This window comes from Cellulophaga omnivescoria (assembly GCF_027915275.1).
Lineage (GTDB): Bacteria > Bacteroidota > Bacteroidia > Flavobacteriales > Flavobacteriaceae > Cellulophaga > Cellulophaga omnivescoria.
In genome coordinates this window covers 2,418,663-2,443,923 of sequence record NZ_CP115819.1, presented here as the reverse complement: position 1 = coordinate 2,443,923, position 25,261 = coordinate 2,418,663, and the positions used below count along the sequence as shown (strand labels likewise).

Below are 25,261 nucleotides of genomic sequence, written 5' to 3'. Positions count from 1 at the left end.
TTTTGGTTAACGGTTTTTATAAAAAATTAAAAATATTATACTTTAATTTTCTTTTTCATTTCTTCTACAATGTTATATGCAGCCGGACAAATAGCAACATTTTTTAAAGTTAAATTACTTATTTGCTGAAACTTTTTACGGTCTGTATGCGGAAATTCTCTGCACGCCTTTGGTCTTACATCATAAATAGAGCAATAATTATCTGAACCTAAAAAAGTACAGGGTACGCTTTGCAGCACATAATCATTATCTTCATCTACACGTAAATAATTTTGTATAAACTGTTGTGGTTTTTGCCTAAAAAATTTTGCAATACGCTCTACATCTGCATTAGTAAACAAAGGCCCCGTAGTTTTACAACAATTAGCACAAGTAAGGCAATCTGTTTTAGTAAACTCCTCTTCATGAAGCTCTTGCATTACATAGTCTAAGTTTTTAGGCGGCTTTTTTTTAAGCCTTGTAAAAAACTTTTTATTCTCGTTTTGTTTCTCTTTTGCCTTTTTGGGTAGTTCTTTTAAAACCTCTTCCATTATTTTAATAAACTCATAGCTGTTTCATACAAATCTCTACTCCAAGCTTCAGAAGCAGCTCCAATTTCTTTACTAAGAACTTGCTGTTTAGATATTATTTTTTTTCCTACTTCAGAATTATAATAAGCATTAAGCTCTTGCTTTTGTTCTTCTGTCATTTTTGTTCTATCGGCAAGCATTTGCTTTGCAGTCTCGCCTCTGTAAAAGCCTAACATTTCTTTTATATCATCTTGAGTAAAATGTTTTGTGTAAACCGCTTCTAAATCAGTTAAAATTTCACTAACAGCTTTACTTTTATTATCATTTAGATATTTGTAAGCATCTGCATTATTACCCGTTTTTGGATGGTTTTTAGTAAGCATTACTAACAATTGATCGTATGCATACTCGTATTGTGCTGCAGAACCGTTAGCTTGTAAATAGGTTGCTACTAAACTTTTATCTTTTTGTGTTTGGGCCATACCATTTGCCGTAATAAAAAAAACTAAAACCAATGCAATTCCAAGTTGTTTCATATAAAATACTTTCTATTGTTGTTAAAAAATGCCACTTTTGTTGGCTAAAATACAAATAAAATGGGAAGCGATATTTTTGGTGCCGCAATGTTAGACTATCTAAATAATACTTACAAAGAAGACATTGTAACGCGTTCCTCTATTTCTGAAGATGATACAATTCCTGTGCCATATCTTTTTAGAGACTATGCAAAAATGCCAATTATAGAGCAAAAAGCACTAATATTAAGTAAAGGAAAGGTTTTAGATATTGGTTGTGGCGCTGGTAGCCATAGTTTGTATTTACAAGAGAAAAACATAGATGTTACAGCTTTAGATTCATCTAAAGGAGCTATAGAAACTTGTAAAAAAAGAGGTATAAAGCAAACAATACACGCCAAAATTCTAGAGTACAATACCACTACGTATGATACTCTTTTACTACTAATGAATGGTATTGGTATAGTTGGCACATTGCAGAAATTAGGTGATTATTTACAGCACCTAAAATCTCTATTAAACACAAACGGACAATTGCTACTAGATTCTAGTGATATTATTTATATGTTTGAAGAAGACGAGGATGGCGGCTACTGGATTCCTCCTGGCAAAGATTATTACGGAGAGGTAGATTACCAAATGCAATACAAAAATGAAAAAAGCGACACTTTTCCTTGGTTATATTTGGATTACAACACACTACAACGCGCTGCAATTATAAATGGTTTTAACTGTGAACTGATAGTTGAAGGAGAACATTACGACTATTTGGCTAAACTTACCGTTGCTAAACAATAGAAATACAAATTATTACGTTTGGCTAATAGGGTTTTGTTGCAACTAACTGTTAGTTATAAAAAGATATTTATGAAGAATTTTAGCGCTTTACTATTTGCCGTTTTACTTGTTATTAGCTGTTCTAGTGCAGATGACAGCTCTGCTGAACAAAAAGAAGGGACCAACAAAGCATCTAACCTACAAGGCTCTGGAGATTCTGCTAATGATATTTTAGCTAACACAAATTATTCTAAATTAGCATTAGAAATTGTTTATGTAGATGGCTTTAGACCTAATGATGCTTCAATTGCGAACTTTACAGACTTTATTAATGATGTTACTTTTAAAAACGAAATAACAACCACGTACAAGCAAGTTTCTTCTCCTAATAAAGAAAGTTTAACGATAGAGGAAATAGCTAAGTTAGAAACTGATAACAGAACTGCTTACAATACAGATGACACCTTAGCAATTTATATTTACTTTGCAGATGCACCATCTAACAATGATGATAAAGAAACTAACTCTGTAACTTTAGGTGCTGTATACCGTAATACATCTATGGTAATTTATGAGTCTACAATAAAAGAATTAGCAGCTAAAAGCACATTAGTTTCAGAAACATCTGTAGAAACTGCAACTTTACAGCATGAACTTGGCCACTTAATGGGCCTGGTTAATTTAGGAACAGAAATGGTACACCCGCATGAAGGAGAAACCACAAATGATGACGGCGAAACTGTTGGAAGCAACCATTGCAATGTTGAAGATTGCTTAATGAACGCAAAATTAGAATTTGGGGCTGGTATGAAAAAAATGCTTATTGCAAGTAAAAACGGATTACCTACTTTAGACGCTGAATGCATAGCAGATTTAAAAGCTAACGGTGGTAAGTAGTTAATTTTTGCAACTACTATTTAGCAAATAATTGATTTAAATCTTTAAAGGCTTTAAACTCTAACGCATTACCAGCAGGATCATAAAAAAACATAGTAGCCTGCTCACCTACCTCATCCTTAAATCTCACATAAGGTTCTATTACAAAAGTTACACCCTTAGCCTTTAAGTCTTCAGAAAAATTCTCAAAAGTTTCCCAAGGTAATACTACACCATAATGTGGTACAGGAACATTTTTTCCATCTACGGCATTGGTGTGTTGTTCTTCTGTTTCGGTTTTTGGCTTGTAGTGTATTACTAATTGATGACCAAACAAGTTAAAATCTACCCAATGGTCACTACTTCTACCTTCTGGACACTCTAAAACATCTCTATAAAAATTTCTACATTCCTCTAAATTATGAACAGGAATGGCAATATGAAAAGGTGCTATTGGGTATGTCATTTTATATAATTTATTTATGCTTCTTTTATGAATGATATAACAGCATTACTTACCTCATCTTGATGTAATGAATGGCCATAACCTTCTGTTACTAGTAGTTTGCTATTTGTCCAATTTTTATGCACCAACTCAGAGTCCGAGCAAGGAGCTATTAAATCTAACTTATCATGCACAAGTAAACCTTTTTTAGTGTTCTGCTTTGCATATTCTGAGATAGAAAAATCTTCTGGCAAAAAATTAAACTTATCAAATATAAATTCTTTTAAACTGTTAAAAACAGCTTTATTAAACTTTAACATTGACTTGTAATTCTTTAATATAGTATAAAACTCTGATGGTGCACCTAGTATTACAAGTTTTTCTACAAATGGGTTGTTGTATTTGTAATTATTATACAAGGTTGTCATACCACCAACACTATGTCCTATAATATATTTTGGTTGGTATTTGGTTATTAGTGCTTGTGTAACCTCTGTATAAATTGGTACGTGTAAAACTGAGCCTGTAGAGTTACCGTGTGCAGGTGCATCAAAAGCTATAATATTATAATTTTCTTTAGTTAAATACCCAATTAAATTGCGCCACCTAAAGACATTACTTTCCCAACCATGCAACAGTAAAATAGTTTCTTTTTCTCCTGACCATTGGTATACTTGTAAATCTAAATTATTGGTATTTATTACCTCTTTTTTTGCCTTGTTTAAAAATTCTGTTTGGTGTGGCAAAACTTTACCTTTTCTTGGGGTACAAAAAAGATAAAATGCTTTTTTTGCTGCTAACCGTTTACTGAAAACAGATAGCACATTAAAATATGTACCATAGGCAACAGGTATAATTTTACTTAGCATTTTTTTCATAAAATATAGTGTAGGCTATTATAAAATAAGGGTTAATCTTCTTCTCTATTTACTGTATCTATAGAAAAAGCTGGGGTACATATAGAAATATACTCACAAGGAGCACTAAAAGGGTTAGCATATTGTACGCGTGTATTTTTTTCTATGCGTATAGATTGCCCTTGTTCTAAAACAACAAGCTCACCATCTATAGAAAATTGCTTTTTACCTTTAATAATATAAGTATACTCTGTAAATTCTGGAGTCTGAAAAGGCTCTGACCAACCTGGAGGAGCCACCATATGAGCAATACTTAAATCCTGTTGCTTGTTTGTTGCTCCGCCAAAATGTTCTTCAATTAATTTGCCATCTGCAGTAGGTACAACAAAAGGCTCTGTTTGTATGGTGTACTTCTTTTTCATACTATTCCCAGTCTATCATTAAGTATTTTATTTTAGCAGCGTCTGGTATCTGTATTGCTTCAATATTGGTATTGTTACTGTAGCGTAAGTTCTCTGGCAGCTCTTTTTTATCAATAGTAAAATACACATCACTATCTTTTATAAATAAAACTACATTATTCATAGAAGTTAATACCTTATGAATAGTGTAATTATCCTTAATATCTTTAAACGTACTAAGTAAATTAATCCCTTTATCTGTAGTGTAACGCGGATCTAAAACTCTAATATTATCAATTATAGAGTCTTTACTAATACTTACTGTAAACAATGGTTTTCCACCCTTTTCATAAATATGCTCTTTGCGTACACTAGCACTTAGTTGCACTGCATCATCCTTAACTATAGAATCTGTTGCATAAATTGTTTCTAAATCTTTTGCCGAATTTTCTTTTGTTAATTTACCAAAACTCGTTGGCGTAATTAAAAAATCTGACTCTGTTCCTTTGCCGCATTTTGCCGCCAAAATTGCCACTGCAACTAAGCAGGTAATTGTAATTTTTTTCATTTAAAATATATAGTTAGTAAGTAGGTTTTTTTTAACGTAATACTTTTTTAAGCACACCTAACACACCTCTAATAAAAGTTGCACTGGTTAAAACTTTTACCACAGGATTTTGCCTTGTACTTCTAGAACGACTACTTGTTCTTTTAGCTGCTGGTTTCTCTTTTTCTTTTTCCGCTAATGCTTCTGCTTTTTCAATTTTCTTGTTAAGCATTTCATAAGCACTCTCTCTATCTATTACATCATTATATTTTTTAACCAAAGAAGAAGCATCTATCACTTCTTTTAGCTCTTTATCTGTTAAAACATCCATACGACTCATAGGTGCGCGCAACATAGTAGCGGCTAGCGGAGTTGGCCTACCTTTTTCATCTAAAGCAGAAATTAAAGCTTCTCCTATACCTAAAGATGTTAATACATCTTCTGTATTGTAATACTCACTATCTGGGTAATTTTGTGCTGCTAATTTAATAGCTTTTCTATCTTTTGCTGTAAATGCACGTAATGCGTGTTGCACTTTTAATCCTAGTTGGGCCAAAACATCTTCTGGAACATCTGCAGGATTTTGAGTTACAAAATATACACCAATACCTTTAGAACGTATTAATTTTACAATACTTTCTATCTGGTTTAATAAAGCTTTGGATGCTTCATCAAAAATTAAGTGAGCCTCATCTATAAACAATACTAGTTCTGGTTTATCACTATCTCCTTGTTCAGGAAAAGTATCATAAATTTCAGCCAATAGACTTAGCATAAAAGTTGAAAACAACTTAGGCCTATCTTGTATATCTGTTAATCTTAAAATATTAATGTATCCCCTACCGTTTTCATCAATCCTAGTTAAATCATCTACTTCAAAAGATTTTTCACCAAAAAATAAATCGGCTCCTTGCTGTTCTAACTCTATTATTTTTCTAAGAATTGAACCTGTAGATGCAGAAGAAATTCTTCCGTAGCTTTCTTTAAACTCTGCCTTACCTTCTTCTGTAGCGTACTGTAGTACTTTTTTAAAATCTTTAAGATCTAAAAGTGGCAATTTATTATCATCACAATATTTAAAAATAACTGCAACAATACCTTCTTGCGTTACTGTTAAGTCTAAAATTCTAGAAAGCAACACCGGACCAAATTCAGATACTGTAGCTCTTAACTTTACACCATCTTGCTCAGACAACGACAAAATTTCTACAGGAAAACTTTTAGCGTTAAATGGCAAACCTATTTTAGCATGGCGTTCATCTATTTTAGGATGTCCTGCACTTGGTTGTGCTATACCACTTAAATCTCCTTTTAAATCCATTAACATAACTGGCACCCCTTTGTCTGACAAGTTTTCTGCCAATACTTGTAACGTTTTTGTTTTGCCCGTACCTGTAGCACCTGCAATTAAACCGTGTCGGTTAAGTGTTTTTAAAGGTACTTTTACAAACGCATTTGTAACGGTTTCACCGTCTACAATACCAGCGCCCATATTTATAAAATCTCCTTTTGTTGCGTATCCTTTTTCTATGTCTGCTAAGAACTTTTCCTTGGTGCTCATTTCTTAAAATTTTGATAAAAATAGCTTAAATTTAAACAACTAAAAAGAGAAGTTTTGCTGTAAATACAATAAAACATTAAGTAACAACCACCATAATTGTTGTTTTTTTTATGTTATACAGTAACACTATGCTATCTTTTACGTAAAGTTAGATAGTAAAAAACAAAAAATGTATCTTTGCATAATGGTTAAAAATGAGGTATTAGCATTGGTAGATAAAGGAGAAATGCTTCCGTTAATGGAAGAATTTTATACCATACAAGGAGAAGGTTTTCATAAAGGAACAGCTGCATATTTTATACGTGTAGGTGGTTGTGATGTAGGTTGCCATTGGTGTGATGTTAAAGAAAGTTGGAATGCAGCTACGCACCCACCAACAACTATTGATGCCATTGTAAATAATGCTGCAAAATACTCTAACACAATTGTGGTTACAGGTGGCGAGCCATTAACGTGGAACATGGCACCACTTACTGAAGCTTTAAAGGCTAAAAATTTACAAACACATATAGAAACTTCTGGTGCATATATCTTAACTGGTATTTGGGACTGGATATGCTTATCTCCTAAAAAAAATAAGTTACCACAAGGTATTATTTATGATAAAGCAGATGAATTAAAAATGATAATTTATAATAAAAACGATTTTAAATTTGCTGAAGAACAAGCGGCTAAAGTAAATAAAGATTGTATTTTATACTTACAGCCAGAGTGGAGTGTTAAAGATAAAATGACACCGCTTATTGTAGATTTTGTTATGAAAAATCCGCAATGGAAAGTATCCTTACAAACACACAAGTATTTAAACATACCATAGAAATATAAAAAAAGAAGCTAGTATAATTTTTACTAGCTTCTTTTTTTTAACACTTTTTGTACTTAATGCTGATGAAAAGCAGCAGAGACAAATTTTAAAACTTCTGGTAGAGACTCTCTCCAATAGGTCCAATTATGAGCCCCATCACGAACCCTATACTCGTGTGGTATTTTCTTTTTCATCATAGAAATATGAACCAAGCTATTACCTTCAAACAAAAAATCATCATCACCGCAATCTATATACCAACGTACAGATTTTATATCGTTTACAGGAACGCTATCTAATAAGGAAATGGCTGAATGTCTTTTAAAATAATTCTTCATTTCTTCTACAGTTTTGTTTTCACTTTGAGCAAAATCTTTTATTTTAACCGTGTCTTGTGGCAACATACCTACAGAAGCACTAAGCGGACAAGCAGAAGAAAACAACTCTGGTTTGTGTAAAGCATACATAAAAGTACCGCCACCACCCATAGAGAGTCCAGATATTGCACGATAACGTTTTTCTCCTTTTATACGATATTTCTTCTCTACATAAGGCATCAATTCTTCAAAAAAGAAATCTTCATACCTCCAGTCTTCAGTATTAAAATATCCACGTTTGCCAGTATCAGCATCTGGCATTACAATAATCATTGGTGTTGCCTTGCCTGCTTTTATAGCTTTGTCTGTAATATGTAAAACCTCACCAAATTGCACCCAACCGGTATGGTCATCTCCTGCTCCGTGTAATAAATACAATACTGGATAATCTCTTTTAGAAGTTTCGTAATCTGGTGGAAGATAAATAGAGAAGTTACGTTCGCTCTTTAATATTTCACTAGTAACTTTTAGGTTATCAAAAACCTTACCTGTTTGCGCTTTAGTTATAAAATTAAGCAGCAAACAAAAGCAAATAGTAGGTATTAATTTTTTCATGGGACAAAAAATTTTATAAGCTAGTGTCCCTAAATATAAAAAATGTAGTCCAAAACAGGACTACATTCTCTTTAAAGCTTGTAATATATTGGTTAAGTTACTAAGGTGAACTAAAATAAATTTTTAAGTCTTTCTTTTTTAAAACTACATTAATTAAGACTATTCTTCCTCTTCTTTACTTATTTCTTCATTATTAAAATCTTCATCATCATTTACCTCTTCTTTTATACTAACTTCTTCTTGAGTAGTTTCATCTAAAACCTCATCTTTTGTTTCTGAGTCTCCTTCTTCTTCATCTGTTTCCTCTTTATACAACTGTACCCACTCTGTCCAAGAGCCATCATAAACAGATGTATCTTTAGTGTCATCTACCAACTTACTAGCTAATAAAATAACGCAAGCTGTTAAACCAGAACCACAACTAAAAACTAGTGGTTTGTCTTCTGCTAAAATGGGATTAAAAATTTCTGTTAATGCTTCTTTAGATTTAAATTTACCATTTTCTAAAACTTTTGTAAAAGGAACATTAACAGAACCTGGAATGTTACCACTAGCCAATTCTGCTCTAGGTTCTGGCTCTGTACCATTAAACCTACCTTCAGAACGTGCATCTACAACTAAAGCGGTATTGCTCTCTGTATTTTCTTTAACCATAGAAAAGTTTACCACAGCAAACTCTTTTTGATTGGCTATAAAATTACCCAATGGGACTCTTTTTTTAGTTGCTTCTTCTGTTGGTAAACCTTGAGCTACCCACTCTGGTAAGCCACCATCTAAAACTGTTACTTCACTATGACTAAATGTAGTAAACAACCACCATACGCGTGGTGATGTGTATACGCCTAAATTATCATACACTACAATTTTACTGGTTTTTTTTATCCCCAGTTTGCGTGCTTCTTCTTGAAACTGTTTTGCACTTGGTATTGTATTAGGAAAATTGCTTGACGCATCACTAAAATTATCTTTTATATTAAACTTACGAGCTCCTTTTATTTGTAAATTTTCTAGGTCACTACTTAATCCGGATACATTTGTGACCGGACTAGCATCTAAAATTATAACATTACTTTCTTCTATCAATAAGGCTTGCAGCTCTTTAGCCGAGATAAGGGGTGTTTTCATTAGTTTATATTTATGCGGATTAAAATTACCCAATTAAATGGTAGGTTTGGCGCTAACTTATTAACATAAAAAAAACCATTACACGCTGTGTAATGGTTTGCTATTATTACTAAGAATACCAATATTTTTTTGGTTAAAACTTATGTTGTTTATTATTTGTTAGCACTTCTATGGCGCTCTCTAGCTAGTAACGTGTTTTTTAACAACATTGCAATTGTCATTGGTCCTACACCACCAGGAACAGGAGTAATAAATGATGCTTTTTTACTTACATTTTCAAAATCTACATCACCCGTAATATAATAACCTTTTGGCTTGGTATCATCTGCAACACGTGTAATACCAACGTCTATAACTACTGCATCATCCTTAACCATTTCTGCCTTTAAAAAGTTAGGAACACCTAATGCAGATATAACAATATCTGCCTGAGAAATAATTTGTGTAATATTTTTTGTAGCACTGTGTGTAAGTGTAACTGTAGAGTTTCCTGGCCAACCTTTACGCCCCATTAAAATACTCATTGGTCTACCAACAATATGACTACGACCAATAACAACGGTATGTTTTCCTTTAGTATCTACTTTATAACGCTCTAAAAGCTCTAAAATACCAAATGGAGTTGCAGGTATAAATGTACTCATATCCAACGCCATTTTACCAAAGTTAGTTGGGTGAAAACCATCTACATCTTTATCTGGGTCTACTGCTAAAAGTACTTTTTGCGTATCTATCTGCGGAGGCAATGGTAGTTGTACTATAAAGCCGTCAATTTCGTCATCTTGATTTAGTTCCTCAATTTTACGAAGCAACTCTATTTCACTAGTTGTACTTGGCATTTGCACCAAAGTAGACTCAAAACCAACACGTTCACAAGAACGTACTTTACTGCCTACGTAAGTTAAACTAGCACCATCATTACCAACTATAATTGCCGCCAAGTGTGGTACTTTTTCACCACGATCTCTCATTTTGGTTACCTCAACGGTAATTTCCTCTTTAATTTGGTTTGATACTTTTTTTCCGTCTAGTAATTCCATTATTAGATTGTTAGTTTGATGGTTTTTATATTACAATTACATTTTATTGATTAAGGGCGCATACCTTTCATACCACCCATCATTTGCATCATTTTTTTGCCGCCACCGCCTTGCATCATCTTCATCATTTTGCTCATTTGGTCAAACTGTTTAAGCAATTGGTTTACTTCTTGCACAGATCTACCACTACCTTTTGCAATTCTCTTTTTACGACTAGCATTAAGTAAATTTGGTGTTTCACGTTCTACAGGAGTCATAGAGTGTATTATTGCCTCTACGTGTTTAAAGGCATCGTCATCTATATCCATACCTTTTAATGCTTTACCAGCACCAGGTATCATACCCATTAAATCCTTTAGGCTACCCATTTTCTTAATTTGCTGAATTTGCTTTAAGAAATCATCAAACCCAAATTTATTTTTGGCAATCTTCTTCTGTATTTTGCGTGCCTCTGCCTCATCAAACTGTTCTTGTGCACGCTCTACTAAAGACACAACATCTCCCATACCAAGGATACGTTCTGCCATACGCGATGGGTGAAAAACATCTATTGCATCCATTTTTTCACCAGTACCAATAAATTTAATTGGTTTAGTCACAACAGATTTAATAGATATGGCTGCACCACCACGAGTATCACCATCTAATTTTGTAAGTATAACACCATCAAAATTTAAAACATCATTAAAAGCTTTAGCTGTATTTACGGCATCTTGCCCTGTCATAGAATCTACAACAAATAATGTTTCTTGAGGGTTTATTGCTTTGTGTACATTGGCAATCTCTGTCATCATTTCCTCATCTACAGCTAAACGACCAGCTGTATCTATAATAACAACATTATGTCCGTTTGCTTTTGCGTGTGCTATACCAGCTTCTGCAATTGCTACCGGATTTGTATTACCACGGTCTGAGAAAACCTCTACTCCTATTTGCTCACCTACAACGTGTAACTGATCTATAGCCGCAGGACGATAAACATCACAAGCAACCAATAGAGGTTTTTTAGTTTTTTTAGTTTTTAGGTAATTAGCAAGTTTACCAGAAAAGGTTGTTTTACCAGACCCTTGCAAACCAGACATTAATATTACTGATGGTGTACCAGATAGGTTTATGCCTTCTGCATCACCACCCATAAGCTCGGTAAGCTCATCCTTAACCAACTTAACCATTAATTGGCCAGGCTGTAAGGTTGTAAGTACGTTTTGACCTAGTGCTTTTTCTTTTACTCTATTGGTAAATTCTTTTGCTATTTTAAAGTTAACATCGGCGTCTAATAAAGCTCTACGAACTTCTTTTAAAGTTTCTGCTACATTAATTTCTGTAATTTGTCCGTGTCCTTTTAAGACGTGGAACGCTTTATCTAACTTTTCACTTAAATTATTGAACATAAGTCTACTTTTTTCTGGAAATGCAAATTTAATAATTACATTGGGAAGTGTATGCTTTAAGCAAAAAAATATAACATAAAAAAAGGGCAACTTATATAAAGTTACCCTTTTGCATAATTATTATGTGCTACTATTTAGCTGCACACTTTGGTTAAGACAATAATTTCTTCTCCTTTTTCTAGTGTAAATGCTTCTTCACTACACTCAATTACTTTCCAATCTCCTCCATAATTTTCAAGAATCATAGTAAAGTCATTAAATGATAACGTTCCGCTTTGTAAAGACCAGTTACCTTCCTCTACAACTGTATTGTTGGCATCATAAACGTGAATATTATTACTTGAAAAATCTATTAACAACTCTTCTGAAAAAGTACCATCTACATTTGTAATTTTAAATTTACACTCACCCAGTAGAGCTTCGTTTATTTCTGCATCGCTACAAGCTGCATTTTCATCACAATTTCTTTGCAATACGTTTTGATAAATTAGCTCATTCTCATTATAAATATCTACAAATATTTGATTTTGTGAGTATGACGATATTTTCCATTTTTCTGCTATTAACTCTTGGTTAATGTTGTAAAAAATAATTGCATTACTTTCTACAGCCCAAGTAGAAAAAGTATCTATAGTAAAAACAGTTCCGTTATCATCTACAAACTTAACATTTCCATTTTCTAAAAACATAATGTTATATAACCCAATAGATGAGCTACTTGGCACAGCAAAATTCCACTTACAACCATCTAACAAATCTCTAATTTCTTCATTAGAATAGTCGTTAGATAACTCACAGTGTTTTTCTAGTATTATTTTATCAGTACCGTTGTTAGCAAATAGTTTTATTCTATTATCATTTAACTCGTATACATACCAATCCAAGTTAAAATCTGCCATAGTTTCAAACTCCATTTTTAACTCTACTCTATTGCTAGTAGCATTTACGCTAGTAGACCAAGTACCTTCTACATAATTACCTTGATTGTTTTTAGTAACAACACTTCCGTTTTCTTTAAAATCCATAACAAATTCTAAATACTGCTCTGTTTGCTCTTGGTTGTTTCTAAAAATTTCGTCTATCATCCAAGGGCAATCAATTAAAAATGCATCTAACCTTTCTTTTGTAAAGTCATCATCATTATAATCATTGTCATCATCTTCATCACACATATCTTTTGCACTCTCTAACACAGCTGCTAATTCTGCATTGCTATTAACAACCACTTTAGTATTATCGTATTTTTCTAAGGTAATAGGGAAATCTAGACCAACAATGTCATTATCACCAAGACCTGCAAAAAATAATCTAAAATCTTTATCACTTTTAACCGTAGTAGTATTTGTTATTTCTAAGTTAGTATTAAAACTAAATACATCTATTGGGTACACAAAATCTATACACTCAATATCATCATCTTCACCACCTTCTACACAGTCTTTAGCTTTCGCTAATAACTCTTCTTTACTATTAATAGTAATTTCTGTGTAGTTAGACAATGTAATTTTTACTGGAAAAATAATTTCTAAATCATAATCGTTAGAATCTATTTCATCTAAAATTTCTTCAATTAATTCTAAATCTTCAATAGAATCTATAGTAATATCTAACCCATTTACATTAACCTTGTAAGGGAATTGTATTGCAAAACAACTGGCACCATCAACTATATTATCATAAGAGCCATCTTTAGAAGATGTTCCCTTAATTAATGCTGCTGTGGCAGAAGTAGACTCAATAGCTTTGCCGTCACTATTGTTTGGCAACTCTTCAAACTCTTCTTGACAAGAGGTTAGACTAAATGTTCCCATAAGTAGGATTGCGAACATAAATTTTGCGAAAAACTTTTTCATAATAATTTGGTTTATTTTTTGTTTTATAGCTCTATAACAATTCAGTTAAAAAAAACCCTACCAATAAAATATCATTTTTTTAAAATACCTTTGAAAAAAAATAAACAAAGTAGTTTTGAACATAGACAACCATAATAACGTTTGCGAAGAAAAGATATACAACCAAGTCTTTACAACCAACTCTAAAACGGTGTTTAATTACATATATTATAAGTTTGGTAACGAAGAAAAGGCTTACGATGCTGTACAAGAAGCATTTGTAAAATTATGGGAAAATTGTGCAAAGGTAGTACCTAGTAAGGCCAAAGCATATGTATACACTATTGCCAATAATTTATATTTAAATATGATTAAGGCAGACAAAGTACGCCTAAAATATGCGCATTTAAATACTGATGTAAGTAATGAAACACCAGAGTTTTTACTTGAAGAAAAACAATTTCAAGAAAAATTAGAAAGAGCACTTGCTAGTTTACCTGAAAACCAACGAACTACTTTTTTATTAAATAGAATTGATAAAAAGAAATATGCAGAAATTGCAGAATTAGAAGGCGTAAGCGTAAAAGCAATTGAAAAAAGGATGCATTTGGCACTAAAATCTCTTAGAGAACATATAAATGGTATTTAAAATACTGGTGCACAAAATTATAGATTTATAAAAAATAAAATATAAAGTAGGGTTTTTTACTTATTGATTGTTATACCTACGTAAAGCAAAAATTATGCAAGAAAATTACCTAGCCAAATGGCTTAATAACGAGTTAACAGAGGAAGAAATTATTCAGTTTAAAAAAACCGAAGAATATACCTCTTACCATAAAATAATTACAGCTTCTAACAACTTACAAGCTCCAGAATTTGACCAAGAAAAGGCTTTACAGGCAATTAACAACAAACGTAATACTATTAAAGAAACTAAGGTTGTTAAATTAAATCCATTAAAAAAATACATAAGTATAGCTGCAGCTGTACTATTAATATGCAGCTTAGGTTATTTTTACACTACTACTCTAGACCAAACCATTAGTACAGATTATGCGCAAAACAATGAGTTTGTGTTACCAGACAATTCTGAAGTTATACTTAATGCCGAGTCTAAAATAGCATACAATAAAAACAGTTGGGACAAAAAAAGAGATGTATCTTTAGAGGGCGAAGCTTTTTTTAAAGTAGCAAAAGGAGAAAAATTTACGGTTACAACCAACCAAGGTATAATTAGCGTATTAGGCACACAATTTAATGTAGAAACAAGAACTAACTTTTTTGAAGTTACTTGTTATGAAGGTCTTGTTAACGTAAATTACAATGGCAAAGATTATAAAGTACCTGGCGGTACATCTTTTATGGTAATTAATGGTAATGTGGCACCACTTAGCCACGTAAAAACATTAGTTCCTTCATGGACACTAAACGAAAGCACATTTAAGAGCATACCGTTAGAGTTTGTTTTTAATGAACTGCAAAGACAATTTAACTTAACGGTAACCACAAAAAACGTAAATACAAAACAACTATACACTGGCTCTTTTAACAACAAGGATTTAGAACTTGCCTTAAAGAGTATTAGTATACCTTCTAAAATTAGTTATACATTAGAGGAGAATAAGGTGTTGTTTTATGCTCAGGAATAAGTTTTTTAGAGTTATTTTTTACTGCTTTTTTTTTGCCATTAGTTATGTAACTAGTGCGCAAGAAACAAGTAATACTATACCTTTACTTAAATACATACAACAATTAGAGCAGACATTTAATATTAGGTTTTCTTATGTAGATAAAGATGTAGAGCCCTTTAATATTAAACCTAGCACAAGCACCAATTTAAATAATATACTAAGTTATATAACTACAAAAACAGATTTAAAACTTACCCAATTAAATAAGCGTTACTTTGCATTATCTAAAGAAAATACTATTAGTATACACGCTAAGTTTTTAGATAATTTTGAACAAAACACTATTAACGGTGCAAGTGTAGAAGTATTGCAACATAATATAGCAACCGTTACAGACTCTACAGGTTACTTTACACTAAATAAGGTACCTAAAAATGCTGTAATAAGAATACGTTTTATTGGCTACAAAACTCTACATTTTAATGCCACAGAACTAAACAAAAACAAACCTGTTAACACCTATTTACTTAGTCAGCATTATTTAGAATTAAATGAGGTAATTGTTTCTAAGTTTTTAACAACCGGTTTACGCAAATCTAAAAATGGTAGTATTGTTTTAAAAACTACAGATTTTGGTATTTTACCAGGACTTATAGAGCCAGATGTTTTACAAACTGTACAGGCATTACCGGGCATAAAAAGTAGTAATGAAACTGTGTCTGATATAAATGTACGCGGAGGAACAAATGACCAAAACCTAGTGCTTTGGGAAGACATTAAAATGTACCAATCTGGCCACTTTTTTGGATTAATATCTGCTTTTAACCCCTACCTAACAAACAGTGTATCTATTACTAAAAACGGTACTAGTCCGCAATATGGAGACGGTATTAGTAGTGTTATAGATATGAGAACCAATAACAATGTTAAAGACTCTTTTTATGGAGGAGGCTTTAATATGATAACTGCAGATATTTATGCACAGGTACCAATAACAAATAAAGGAGCTTTTCAATTCTCTGCAAGAAGATCTGTTACAGATTTTTTAAATTCTCCTACCTACAATAGATATTTTGATAAAACTTTTCAGGATAGCGATATAGAAAACGATACAGAAGACAGTGAAGTTACTAGAAAGGAAGATTTTTATTTTTATGATATTACCGCTAAAGCAATGTATAACATAAATAAAAACCACAAAGTACGCTTTAGTTTTATACAAATGAACAATGCCTTAAAATATGCAGAAACAAATGCTAATGAAGAAAATAGTAACAGTAGTTTAGACCAACAAAATACCTCTTTTGGAGGCAGCTTACAAAGTACCTGGAATAGTAAACTAACTACAAAAATTAATGCATACCGCACATATTACAATTTAAATACCTTAGCAGTAACTAATAGGCAAGAATTACAACAGAACAATAAAGTATTAGAAAATGGCTTAAAATTAAATGTAAACTATAAAATAAATAGTACTATGGGTATTTTAAGTGGTTACCAACTTATAGAAACTGGTATTTTAAACCTAACTAACGTAACACAACCGCCCTATAGAAAAAATATAAAAGGAGTTATTAGAACAAATGCTATTTTTAGTGAATTAAATTACAACACCACAAAATTAAAAGCCCAAGTAGGTGCTCGTTTAAATTATATTGAAAATTTAAATACCTTTAAAAGATGGATATTAGAACCTCGTTTAAATATAAATTACAGCATAGCTACCTATTTTAATGCTTCAATATTAGGAGAATACAAAAGTCAATCTACCAACCAAATTATAGATTTAGAACAAAACTTTTTGGGAATAGAAAAAAGAAGATGGATTTTAGCAGATGAAGATGAACTACCAATAACCACAAGCAAACAATTATCTGCTGGACTAAATTACGATAAAAACAGTATTTATATTGGTATAGAAGCTTTTTACAAAAATGTAGAAGGCATAAGCACCCTTACACAAGGATTTCAAAATCAAGACCAGTTTAACGGAGAAATAGGAAAGTACAATATTAAAGGTGTAGAATTTTTAATTAATAAAAAGGCAAATAACTACAGTACTTGGTTAAGCTATACATATAACTTAAACAATTACACATTTAAAGACATTACACCAAACACTTTTCCTAATAATTTAGATATTAGGCATACCATAACATTTGCAACAACTTATAATTATAAGAATTTTAAAATAGGTGCTGGTATAAATTATAACTCAGGTAAACCTTATACAGAACCAGAAGAAGGCAATAATGCTTTAGATGTATTAAGTTTTCCTTCTAAAATAAACTACAAAGACCCAAACAGTAGTAGATTACCTAGTTACGTTAGAGCAGACTTATCTGCTTTGTACAATTTTAAAATAAATAAAAAGTACAAAGCAACAATAGGTGCATCTGTATTAAATGTTTTAAACAAAAAAAATATTTTAAATAGATATTACAGAGTTACTAATGATAATGAAATAGAAACGGTAGAAAGCGTATCACTAGGCATAACACCAAACGCTAGTTTTAGAATTAGTTTTTAAAGCTTGCTATGAAAACTAAACTCTTCAAAATTTAACATACGCGTAATTATTTTATACAACTCCGGAAAAGTGTCTACAAAATCTGATGGAGTTTCTACGTAATTTTCTAAAGCAACAGCAAAAAACTCATGAATATTGGTTGTAGCATAAGGTCTAAAATACTGCGTGTTTTCTACGCGCTCTAAAAACGTCTTATTGTGCAATAGTTTTTCCATTTTTGTCAATCCGTTTCTAAATTTAACCGCAGTATATTTTAAATCTTTTTTAAAATGAAAAGCTAAAGCGTGTGCAAACTCATGTACACCTAAATTTAAATTATCTGTAGCATCTTCAAAACCACTAAGCACATGTTCGGCAGAAAAAACCAATGTTTTTAATTGCGGATTATATTCTCCTAAATGGTTTTGCTTAGTTATTGTAGAGAAATAAGCAGAAGGGTAAATAAGTATTTTTTTTATTGTAGATATTCTGTAATCTTTAAAACCCAACATTAAAAAAGCCGCCGTTGCAGACAACAGCAGCTTTATTTCTTCGTCTTTAGCACTTTTTTCAGAAAAAATAAAGGTTTTATTAGCTCTAAATCTAGACACTCTATTTTTAAACTTCTGTTTGTGTTTTGGAGATAGTAAGGAGTATGCCGGTAAATTTTTAACTATTAAATACTCATCTGCTGCAGATAATTTTATATTATTTTTAGAAGGTGTAAAAAAATACAAATCTGCTATGTAGTAAAGGATATAAATAAAATAGCCTAAAATTGCTAACAAAGCAGTAATACCAAAAATACTAACTCCTAAATCATCACCCATAAATTGTTTATAAAATTACATACGGTTTGGCACTTCTATACCTAATAAAGCAAAAGCAGACTTTATTATATCTCCTACTTTTTTAGATAACTGCACTCTAAATATTTTCTTTTGTAAATCTTCTTCTGGCAAAATTGGCACGTTTTGGTAAAATGAGTTAAACTCTTTAACCAAATCATACGTATAGTTTGCTACCAAGGCAGGACTATAGTTTTGAGCTGCATTTTGCACAACAGAAGGAAAAACTTGTATTTGTTTTACTAATTCTTTTTCTTTTTCATGTAAGTTGTTAGTAGCTACAGTGGCCGTATAATCAAAATCAGACTTTCTTAAGATAGACTGTATTCTTGCATAAGTATACTGTATAAAAGGCCCAGTGTTACCTTGGAACTCTACAGATTCTTCAGGGTTAAATAAAATACGTTTTTTAGGGTCTACTTTTAATATGTAATATTTTAAAGCTCCTAAACCAATTATTCTGTAAAGTTCTTCTTTTTCTTCATTAGTGTAACCATCTAACTTTCCTAATTCTTCAGAAATACTAGCTGCAGTAGCCGTCATATCTTTCATTAAATCATCAGCATCTACCACAGTACCCTCTCTACTCTTCATTTTTCCGCTAGGCAAATCTACCATACCATAACTTAAATGATACAATTGTTCTGCCCAAGAAAAGCCTAATTTTTTAAGTATTAAAAACAATACATTAAAATGGTAATCTTGTTCGTTACCAACAGTGTAAACCATACCATTTACATCTGGGTAATCTTTAGTACGCTGTATAGCTGTACCAATATCTTGCGTCATATAAACTGCAGTACCATCTGCACGTAGTACAATTTTTTCATCTAAACCTTCATCAGACAAATCTATCCAAACGCTACCATCTTCTTTTTTGTAAAAAACTCCTTTTTCTAAGCCTTCATCTACAATATCTTTTCCTAAAAGATATGTATCACTCTCATAATAATAAGTATCAAAATCTACACCTAAGTTTTTATAAGTAACTTCAAAACCATTATAAACCCATTGGTTCATTGTTTTCCACAAGGCAACAACTTCTTCATCGCCAGCCTCCCATTTACGTAGCATTTCTTGTGCTTCTAATAAAATAGGCGCTTGTTTTTCTGCATCTTTAGCATTTGTACCTTTAGCTACTAATTCTGCTATTTGTGCTTTGTATTCTTTATCAAACTTAACGTAGTAATTACCAACTAATTTATCGCCTTTTAACCCTGTACTCTCCGGAGTTTCTCCATTCCCAAAAAGTTTCCAAGCCAACATACTTTTGCAAATATGTATACCACGATCGTTAATAATTTGAGTTTTATATACTTTTTTACCAGATGCTTTTAAGATTTCGGCAACAGAGTAACCTAATAAATTGTTTCTAATGTGTCCTAAATGCAAGGGCTTGTTAGTGTTTGGAGAAGAGTATTCTACCATAACTGCATCTGCAGTCTCTGCTACAAAACCATAGTTTGTTGTATCTTTAATATTATTAAAAAAGTTTACATAAAAAGCGTTGCTAATTACAATATTTAAAAACCCTTTTACTACATTAAAATTTTCTACCTCTGCTACGTTGTCTTTTAAATACAAACCTATTTGTTCTCCAATTTGCGCAGGATTACCTTTAACAAAGCGTAAAATAGGAAAAACTACTACAGTTATGTCGCCCTCAAAATCTTTTCTTGTTGGCTGAAACTCTACTGTTGGCAGTTCTATTTCATAAATAGCTAAAACCGCTTCTTTTACCTTTTGCGTTAACACTTCTTGGATATTCATTATAAATTGTATTTAAGCCTGTAAAATTACGGCTTTTATCTTTTTTTTAAAGATAGATTTTAGTTTGTTTTTGGTAAAAATACTTCTGCCATCATACATCTTGCACTACCACCTCCGCAAGTCTCTATAGTTTCTAAAGAGCTAAGTATAATTTCTGACGTTTTTTCTATAGCTGAAATTTGAGTTTTAGTTAAACTATTATAGGCAGCAGAGCTCATAACCAAGTAACGTTTATTGTCTTTACCTAAAACTTGAAGCATATTACCTGCAAAAGAATGCATTTGTTTTTCTGTAATAGCAATTACCTCTTTACCATCTTCTTTTAAATGTTTAACTACATTTTTACGTTCTTTTTTATCGTCTATAGTATCCAAACAAATTACAGAAAAATCTTCTGCTAAGCACATCATTACATTTGTATGGTAAATAGGCAAACGTTTACCATCTACTGTTTGGTTGGCCGTAAAAACTACTGGTGTATATTCAAAATCTTCACAAAATTCAATAAATAAATCTTCATCTGCTCTAACAGACAAAGCACAATACGCCTTTTTGTTTACCCTGTCTAATAAAATACTACCTGTGCCCTCTAAATATAATTCTTCATCCTCTGCACTTGTATAGTCTATGGTGTGGTCTATACTAAAACCTTTTTCTTCTAAGATATCTAAAATATCTTCTCTACGTTCATTTCTTCTGTTTTTTGCATACATTGGGTATAAACCAACAGTACCATTATTATGAAAAGAAATCCAATTATTAGGAAAAATTGAATCTGGAGTATCTGGTTCTTTTGTATCATCTACAACAATTACATTTACTCCTTTAAAACGTAATTGAGTTACAAAAGCATCAAACTCATCTTGTGCTTTTTTATTTATTTCTGCATTTTTAATATCAAGATCTTCCTGAAAGTAATTGTTAACAGCTGTTTGTTCGTTTTTACGAAAACCAACCGGCCTTATCATTAAAATTGTATTTGTAATTTGCATAGTGTAGTTGTAAAATATTATTCTCTTAGTAATGGTAATGTACTGCAGCGTAACAAACCTTCTTGCTTAGATATTTCTGCATAAGGTATTTCTTCTACTGTAAAACCTTGTTGTCTTAACCAATTATTTAATCTTGTAAAGTTTTTTTCTGAAACGATAACATTTTCTGAAATTGAAAAAATGTTACTAAACATATGGTACATTTCTTCACTGCTTATTTCAAAAATATTTTCTTTACCAAAAAAATTAACTAACCATTGGTATTCTTCTTCTACTAAAAAACCATTTTTATGAAGAATAGCCTTATTTGTTCCTATGGGTTGAAAACAACAATCTAGGTGCAATGCATTTTCTTTAGCATTTGTAGATTTACGCAACTCAAAAGATTTTACTGTTTTATTTGGAAAAAATTTTGTAATGTGCTCTACTGCCAATTTATTTGTTCTTGCTGTTATGTGGTGCGAGTAGTTTTCTGCCGTATACGTACCAATAAAAATATGGTTGTTCCAAGGCATAACATCACCTCCTTCTATATGCGCTTCTTCAGGCAACTCTACTACCTTGTCAGGATTTATTTGATCTACTATGTATTGTATTGCTAAATATTCTTCTTCTCTATCCGGCAAAATATTTGCTCTAAAAAAAACATCGTCTATAACAAAAGCAATATCTCTAGAAAAAATCTGGTTACAGTCTTTAAGTAATTTAGGTCTTAACACCTCTACATTGTACTTTTTTAGTACAGCTTCAAAAGCATTCATTTCTGCAATCATATCTTCTTCTAAAGGATATGTACCTGCTAAAATATGCTCTAAAGATTTAGGATCATAAGCTTCTTCTGCTGTTGGAGTAGGGCCGCAACTTTCTGCAGTACCTAATACAACAGTTTTTAACCTAGAAGTTTCGTTTTTCACATTTATTTGACGCATAAACTAATTTTTATGCAAATATGAAACGAATTTTTCTAAATAAAAATAAGAATCTCTAAAATAATAAAAGCCTTTTTGAAATTTCAAAAAGGCTTTTACTTAAACTAAATTATTAAAGTTTATCTTTTATTTACTTCAACAAAAGATCTGTGATTTTCACCAACATAAACCTGTCTTGGTCTACCTATTGGCTCGTTATTTAATCTCATTTCTCTCCATTGAGCAATCCAACCTGGTAACCTACCTAAAGCAAACATTACAGTAAACATTTCTGTAGGTATGCCCAGAGCTCTGTAAATAATACCTGAGTAGAAATCTACATTAGGATATAATTTACGATCTACAAAGTAAGGATCTTCTAAAGCTTCTTTTTCCAAACCTTTAGCTATATCTAAAATAGGGTCGTCTATACCTAAGTCATTTAAAACTTCATCTGCCGCTACCTTAATAATCTTAGCTCTAGGGTCAAAGTTTTTATATACTCTGTGCCCAAAGCCCATTAACCTAAACGGATCATTTTTGTCTTTAGCTTTAGCCATATATTTTTTAGTGTCTCCACCATCAGCTTCAATAGCTTCTAACATTTCTAATACTGCCTGGTTAGCACCACCGTGTAATGGTCCCCATAAAGCAGAAATACCTGCAGATAGAGAAGCAAATAAACCTGCGTGAGAAGAACCTACTATTCTTACAGTAGATGTAGAGCAGTTTTGCTCATGATCTGCATGCAAAATCAATAATTTATCTAATGCATCAATAACAATTTTATTAGACTTATAATCTTCACTAGGTCTCTTAAACATCATTTTATGAATGTTTTCTACATAACCTAAAGAATCATCTCCATAATCTAAAGGAAGACCTTTTTTCTTTCTTAATGTCCAAGCAACTAAAACAGGGAATTTAGCTAAAATTCTTACTATTGCGTGGTACATATCATTTTCTGAAGTTACATTTACAGAAGATGGGTTAAATGCTATTAAAGCACTTGTTAAAGAAGACAAAACGCCCATTGGGTGTGCAGACTTTGGAAAACCATCTAAAATCTTTTTCATTTCCTCATCTACGTGAGACTCCTTTTTAATATCTGCATGGAATTTAGCTAACTGATCTGTGTTAGGTAATTCTCCAAAAATTAATAAATAAGCTACTTCTAAAAAGTCTGCTTTTTCAGCCAACTCTTCAATAGAATATCCACGGTACCTTAAAATACCCTTTTCACCATCTAAAAACGTAATAGCACTTTCACAAGAGCCTGTGTTTTTATATCCTGGATCTATTGTAGTTAAACCGGTTGCAGAACGTAATGTTTTAATATCTATGGCCTGTTCTTTCTCTGTGCCCTCCACTATTGGGAAATCATATTTATTCCCGTTAAATTCTAAAGTAACTTTATCTGACATTGGTATAATTTACTAATATTATTAATCGAACTGTAAATTTAAGAAAAAGACAAGAGTTTATCAATTAGTTATAGCTATTTATACATTTAATAACATATATTATTCAAAAAATATATTAAGTTAATTAAGATGTCATAAAAATCACTCAAAAAGTTACCTATATTATATAAAATTAACAAGAAGCGAAAAAGCCACTCTAAAAAGAGTGGCTTTTATTAATAATGAGTTTACAACTTATTATTTTATCTTAAATGCATCCATTTGTGGGTAATATGCAACAGTACCTAATTCTTCTTCTATACGTAATAATTGATTGTATTTTGCCATACGATCTGATCTTGACGCAGAACCAGTTTTAATTTGACCTGTATTTAATGCTACCGCTAAATCTGCAATTGTATTATCTTCAGTTTCTCCAGAACGGTGAGACATCACAGATGTGTAACCTGCATTTTTAGCCATAGTAACAGCTGCTATAGTCTCAGTAAGCGTTCCTATTTGGTTTACTTTAATTAAAATTGAGTTTGCAATGTTATTTTTAATACCCTTAGACAAACGCTCTACATTTGTAACAAATAAATCATCACCAACTAATTGCACTTTATCTCCAACCTTTTCTGTTAAAGATTTCCATCCATCCCAGTCATTTTCATCCATACCATCTTCTATAGAAATAATTGGGTATTTAGCAGATAAATCTGCTAAATATTGCGCTTGTTCTTCAGAGGTTCTTACTACACCTTTATCTCCTTCAAACTTAGTATAATCATACTTACCGTCTACAAAAAACTCTGCAGCAGCACAATCTAAAGCAATCATAATTTCATCGCCTAATTTGTAACCAGCATTAGCAACAGCTTTGGCAATAGTATCTAAAGCATCTTCCGTACCACCAGCTAAGTTTGGAGCAAAACCACCTTCATCACCAACAGCTGTACTTAATCCTCTGTCGTGTAAAACTTTCTTTAAATGATGAAAAATTTCTGTACCCATTTGCATTGCATGCGTAAAGTTTTTTGCTTTAACAGGCATTACCATAAATTCTTGAAAAGCAATAGGTGCATCTGAGTGAGAACCTCCATTTATAATATTCATCATTGGTACTGGTAAAGTATTTGCACTTACACCACCAACATATCTATATAAAGGCATACCCATTTCATTAGCAGCAGCTTTAGCAACTGCCAGAGAAACACCTAAAATAGCATTAGCTCCTAATTTAGATTTGTTTGGAGTACCATCTAAATCAATCATTGTTTGATCTATTAAGTTTTGCTCAAAAACAGACATTCCAACAATTTCTTCTGCAATAGTAGTGTTTACATTAGCAACGGCATTAGAAACACCTTTACCCATAAAAATATCACCACCATCTCTAAGCTCTACAGCTTCATGTTCTCCTGTAGAAGCTCCAGAAGGAACTGCGGCTCTACCTAAAACACCATTTTCTGTATATACATCTACTTCTACCGTAGGGTTACCTCTTGAATCTAATATTTGCCTTGCATGCACATTTATGATAATACTCATAGAATTTTTTATTTTTAGGTTGATATAATC

The 25,261-nt window shown here is 31.9% G+C and carries 24 protein-coding genes; 6 read left to right on the top strand and 18 right to left on the bottom strand.

Annotated features, from left to right (window positions below):
* Positions 1-35 precede the first annotated feature (35 nt).
* Positions 36-530, bottom strand: a complete 495-nt coding sequence (locus PBN93_RS10900) for a YkgJ family cysteine cluster protein (RefSeq protein WP_271080624.1) — start codon at positions 528-530, stop codon at positions 36-38.
* Positions 530-1,045 carry a DUF2059 domain-containing protein gene (locus PBN93_RS10895; RefSeq protein WP_271080623.1) on the bottom strand — a complete coding sequence of 172 codons (516 nt, stop codon included), beginning with the start codon at positions 1,043-1,045 and terminating at the stop codon, positions 530-532. Before PBN93_RS10895 ends, PBN93_RS10900 begins: the two co-directional genes overlap by 1 nt.
* A 60-nt stretch (positions 1,046-1,105) precedes the next feature.
* Between PBN93_RS10895 and PBN93_RS10890 the strand changes: the two genes are divergently transcribed.
* Both PBN93_RS10890 and PBN93_RS10885 read left to right on the top strand, forming a co-directional pair.
* Positions 1,106-1,822 carry a class I SAM-dependent methyltransferase gene (locus PBN93_RS10890; RefSeq protein ID WP_271080622.1) on the top strand — a complete coding sequence of 239 codons (717 nt, stop codon included), beginning with the start codon at positions 1,106-1,108 and terminating at the stop codon, positions 1,820-1,822.
* A 69-nt stretch (positions 1,823-1,891) separates the two neighbouring features.
* Positions 1,892-2,698 carry a hypothetical protein gene (locus PBN93_RS10885; protein WP_271080621.1) on the top strand — a complete coding sequence of 269 codons (807 nt, stop codon included), beginning with the start codon at positions 1,892-1,894 and terminating at the stop codon, positions 2,696-2,698.
* 16 nt (positions 2,699-2,714) lie between these two features.
* Here PBN93_RS10885 and PBN93_RS10880 read toward each other — a convergent pair whose 3' ends face one another.
* The 5 genes from PBN93_RS10880 to PBN93_RS10860 are packed head-to-tail and all read right to left on the bottom strand — an operon-like array spanning position 2,715 to position 6,488.
* Positions 2,715-3,143 carry a VOC family protein gene (locus PBN93_RS10880; protein WP_271080620.1) on the bottom strand — a complete coding sequence of 143 codons (429 nt, stop codon included), beginning with the start codon at positions 3,141-3,143 and terminating at the stop codon, positions 2,715-2,717.
* Between the two features lie 14 nt (positions 3,144-3,157).
* The gene (locus PBN93_RS10875; RefSeq protein ID WP_077406681.1) at positions 3,158-4,000 is read right to left on the bottom strand and encodes an alpha/beta fold hydrolase; all 843 of its coding nucleotides are present in this window, start codon (positions 3,998-4,000) and stop codon (positions 3,158-3,160) included.
* Positions 4,001-4,032: 32 nt separating this feature from the next.
* On the bottom strand, positions 4,033-4,401 hold the full coding sequence (locus PBN93_RS10870; protein ID WP_271080619.1) for a cupin domain-containing protein: 369 nt from the start codon (positions 4,399-4,401) through the stop codon (positions 4,033-4,035).
* 1 nt (position 4,402) lies between these two features.
* Positions 4,403-4,948 carry a hypothetical protein gene (locus PBN93_RS10865; RefSeq protein WP_077406687.1) on the bottom strand — a complete coding sequence of 182 codons (546 nt, stop codon included), beginning with the start codon at positions 4,946-4,948 and terminating at the stop codon, positions 4,403-4,405.
* A gap of 31 nt (positions 4,949-4,979) precedes the next feature.
* A complete protein-coding gene (locus PBN93_RS10860) occupies positions 4,980-6,488 on the bottom strand; it encodes a helicase HerA-like domain-containing protein (RefSeq protein ID WP_271080618.1) in 1,509 nt (502 codons plus the stop codon).
* A gap of 169 nt (positions 6,489-6,657) precedes the next feature.
* On the opposite strand from PBN93_RS10860, the gene PBN93_RS10855 reads away from it, so the two are divergent.
* On the top strand, positions 6,658-7,305 hold the full coding sequence (locus tag PBN93_RS10855; protein WP_271080617.1) for a 7-carboxy-7-deazaguanine synthase QueE: 648 nt from the start codon (positions 6,658-6,660) through the stop codon (positions 7,303-7,305).
* Between the two features lie 62 nt (positions 7,306-7,367).
* Here PBN93_RS10855 and PBN93_RS10850 read toward each other — a convergent pair whose 3' ends face one another.
* The 5 genes from PBN93_RS10850 to PBN93_RS10830 form a co-directional block, all read right to left on the bottom strand.
* Positions 7,368-8,225 carry an alpha/beta hydrolase gene (locus PBN93_RS10850; RefSeq protein WP_271080616.1) on the bottom strand — a complete coding sequence of 286 codons (858 nt, stop codon included), beginning with the start codon at positions 8,223-8,225 and terminating at the stop codon, positions 7,368-7,370.
* 159 nt (positions 8,226-8,384) lie between these two features.
* Complete coding sequence (locus tag PBN93_RS10845) at positions 8,385-9,350, bottom strand: sulfurtransferase (RefSeq protein WP_271080615.1); 966 nt, start codon at positions 9,348-9,350, stop codon at positions 8,385-8,387.
* A 152-nt stretch (positions 9,351-9,502) separates the two neighbouring features.
* Positions 9,503-10,390 (bottom strand): bifunctional 5,10-methylenetetrahydrofolate dehydrogenase/5,10-methenyltetrahydrofolate cyclohydrolase, encoded by an 888-nt coding sequence (locus PBN93_RS10840; RefSeq protein ID WP_077406706.1) that lies wholly within the window; start codon positions 10,388-10,390, stop codon positions 9,503-9,505.
* A gap of 50 nt (positions 10,391-10,440) precedes the next feature.
* Positions 10,441-11,781: a signal recognition particle protein gene (gene ffh, locus PBN93_RS10835; RefSeq protein ID WP_271080614.1), complete on the bottom strand. Its 1,341-nt coding sequence runs from the start codon at positions 11,779-11,781 to the stop codon at positions 10,441-10,443.
* 134 nt (positions 11,782-11,915) lie between these two features.
* On the bottom strand, positions 11,916-13,634 hold the full coding sequence (locus PBN93_RS10830; RefSeq protein ID WP_077406709.1) for a hypothetical protein: 1,719 nt from the start codon (positions 13,632-13,634) through the stop codon (positions 11,916-11,918).
* A gap of 115 nt (positions 13,635-13,749) precedes the next feature.
* Here PBN93_RS10830 and PBN93_RS10825 point away from each other — a divergent pair, with 115 nt between their 5' ends.
* The 3 genes from PBN93_RS10825 to PBN93_RS10815 all read left to right on the top strand — a co-directional run bounded on the left by PBN93_RS10825 (position 13,750) and on the right by PBN93_RS10815 (position 17,780).
* Positions 13,750-14,262, top strand: a complete 513-nt coding sequence (locus PBN93_RS10825; RefSeq protein ID WP_077406712.1) for an RNA polymerase sigma factor — start codon at positions 13,750-13,752, stop codon at positions 14,260-14,262.
* A 94-nt stretch (positions 14,263-14,356) separates the two neighbouring features.
* Positions 14,357-15,265 (top strand): FecR family protein, encoded by a 909-nt coding sequence (locus PBN93_RS10820; protein ID WP_077407152.1) that lies wholly within the window; start codon positions 14,357-14,359, stop codon positions 15,263-15,265.
* Positions 15,252-17,780, top strand: a complete 2,529-nt coding sequence (locus PBN93_RS10815) for a TonB-dependent receptor (RefSeq protein ID WP_271080613.1) — start codon at positions 15,252-15,254, stop codon at positions 17,778-17,780. Before PBN93_RS10820 ends, PBN93_RS10815 begins: the two co-directional genes overlap by 14 nt.
* Here the strand turns inward: PBN93_RS10815 and PBN93_RS10810 are convergent.
* The 6 genes from PBN93_RS10810 to eno all read right to left on the bottom strand — a co-directional run bounded on the left by PBN93_RS10810 (position 17,777) and on the right by eno (position 25,231).
* On the bottom strand, positions 17,777-18,589 hold the full coding sequence (locus tag PBN93_RS10810; protein WP_077406718.1) for a zinc-dependent peptidase: 813 nt from the start codon (positions 18,587-18,589) through the stop codon (positions 17,777-17,779). The two genes, PBN93_RS10815 and PBN93_RS10810, sit on opposite strands and share 4 nt — an antisense overlap.
* A gap of 15 nt (positions 18,590-18,604) precedes the next feature.
* Entirely contained in the window at positions 18,605-20,377 is a 1,773-nt protein-coding gene (argS, locus tag PBN93_RS10805; protein WP_077406721.1) for an arginine--tRNA ligase, read from the bottom strand.
* A 59-nt stretch (positions 20,378-20,436) separates the two neighbouring features.
* Positions 20,437-21,369 carry a citrulline utilization hydrolase CtlX gene (gene ctlX / locus PBN93_RS10800; RefSeq protein ID WP_271080612.1) on the bottom strand — a complete coding sequence of 311 codons (933 nt, stop codon included), beginning with the start codon at positions 21,367-21,369 and terminating at the stop codon, positions 20,437-20,439.
* A 17-nt stretch (positions 21,370-21,386) separates the two neighbouring features.
* Positions 21,387-22,298, bottom strand: a complete 912-nt coding sequence (locus PBN93_RS10795) for a dimethylarginine dimethylaminohydrolase family protein (protein WP_271080611.1) — start codon at positions 22,296-22,298, stop codon at positions 21,387-21,389.
* Positions 22,299-22,417: 119 nt separating this feature from the next.
* Positions 22,418-23,701, bottom strand: coding sequence for a citrate synthase (locus PBN93_RS10790; protein ID WP_271080610.1), 1,284 nt, complete (start codon positions 23,699-23,701; stop codon positions 22,418-22,420).
* Between the two features lie 237 nt (positions 23,702-23,938).
* Positions 23,939-25,231, bottom strand: coding sequence for a phosphopyruvate hydratase (gene eno / locus PBN93_RS10785; protein WP_077406730.1), 1,293 nt, complete (start codon positions 25,229-25,231; stop codon positions 23,939-23,941).
* Positions 25,232-25,261: the final 30 nt, after the last annotated feature.

Excerpts from the sequence above, each read along its gene's own strand:
- PBN93_RS10900 (WP_271080624.1), bottom strand. The coding sequence starts at position 530 with ATGGAAGAGGTTTTAAAAGAACTACCCAAAAAGGCAAAAGAGAAACAA.
- PBN93_RS10895 (WP_271080623.1), bottom strand. The coding sequence starts at position 1,045 with ATGAAACAACTTGGAATTGCATTGGTTTTAGTTTTTTTTATTACGGCA.
- PBN93_RS10890 (WP_271080622.1), top strand. The coding sequence starts at position 1,106 with ATGGGAAGCGATATTTTTGGTGCCGCAATGTTAGACTATCTAAATAAT.
- PBN93_RS10885 (WP_271080621.1), top strand. The coding sequence starts at position 1,892 with ATGAAGAATTTTAGCGCTTTACTATTTGCCGTTTTACTTGTTATTAGC.
- PBN93_RS10880 (WP_271080620.1), bottom strand. The coding sequence starts at position 3,143 with ATGACATACCCAATAGCACCTTTTCATATTGCCATTCCTGTTCATAAT.
- PBN93_RS10875 (WP_077406681.1), bottom strand. The coding sequence starts at position 4,000 with ATGAAAAAAATGCTAAGTAAAATTATACCTGTTGCCTATGGTACATAT.
- PBN93_RS10870 (WP_271080619.1), bottom strand. The coding sequence starts at position 4,401 with ATGAAAAAGAAGTACACCATACAAACAGAGCCTTTTGTTGTACCTACT.
- PBN93_RS10865 (WP_077406687.1), bottom strand. The coding sequence starts at position 4,948 with ATGAAAAAAATTACAATTACCTGCTTAGTTGCAGTGGCAATTTTGGCG.
- PBN93_RS10860 (WP_271080618.1), bottom strand. The coding sequence starts at position 6,488 with ATGAGCACCAAGGAAAAGTTCTTAGCAGACATAGAAAAAGGATACGCA.
- PBN93_RS10855 (WP_271080617.1), top strand. The coding sequence starts at position 6,658 with ATGTATCTTTGCATAATGGTTAAAAATGAGGTATTAGCATTGGTAGAT.
- PBN93_RS10850 (WP_271080616.1), bottom strand. The coding sequence starts at position 8,225 with ATGAAAAAATTAATACCTACTATTTGCTTTTGTTTGCTGCTTAATTTT.
- PBN93_RS10845 (WP_271080615.1), bottom strand. The coding sequence starts at position 9,350 with ATGAAAACACCCCTTATCTCGGCTAAAGAGCTGCAAGCCTTATTGATA.
- PBN93_RS10840 (WP_077406706.1), bottom strand. The coding sequence starts at position 10,390 with ATGGAATTACTAGACGGAAAAAAAGTATCAAACCAAATTAAAGAGGAA.
- ffh (WP_271080614.1), bottom strand. The coding sequence starts at position 11,781 with ATGTTCAATAATTTAAGTGAAAAGTTAGATAAAGCGTTCCACGTCTTA.
- PBN93_RS10830 (WP_077406709.1), bottom strand. The coding sequence starts at position 13,634 with ATGAAAAAGTTTTTCGCAAAATTTATGTTCGCAATCCTACTTATGGGA.
- PBN93_RS10820 (WP_077407152.1), top strand. The coding sequence starts at position 14,357 with ATGCAAGAAAATTACCTAGCCAAATGGCTTAATAACGAGTTAACAGAG.
- PBN93_RS10815 (WP_271080613.1), top strand. The coding sequence starts at position 15,252 with ATGCTCAGGAATAAGTTTTTTAGAGTTATTTTTTACTGCTTTTTTTTT.
- PBN93_RS10810 (WP_077406718.1), bottom strand. The coding sequence starts at position 18,589 with ATGGGTGATGATTTAGGAGTTAGTATTTTTGGTATTACTGCTTTGTTA.
- argS (WP_077406721.1), bottom strand. The coding sequence starts at position 20,377 with ATGAATATCCAAGAAGTGTTAACGCAAAAGGTAAAAGAAGCGGTTTTA.
- ctlX (WP_271080612.1), bottom strand. The coding sequence starts at position 21,369 with ATGCAAATTACAAATACAATTTTAATGATAAGGCCGGTTGGTTTTCGT.
- PBN93_RS10795 (WP_271080611.1), bottom strand. The coding sequence starts at position 22,298 with ATGCGTCAAATAAATGTGAAAAACGAAACTTCTAGGTTAAAAACTGTT.
- PBN93_RS10790 (WP_271080610.1), bottom strand. The coding sequence starts at position 23,701 with ATGTCAGATAAAGTTACTTTAGAATTTAACGGGAATAAATATGATTTC.
- eno (WP_077406730.1), bottom strand. The coding sequence starts at position 25,231 with ATGAGTATTATCATAAATGTGCATGCAAGGCAAATATTAGATTCAAGA.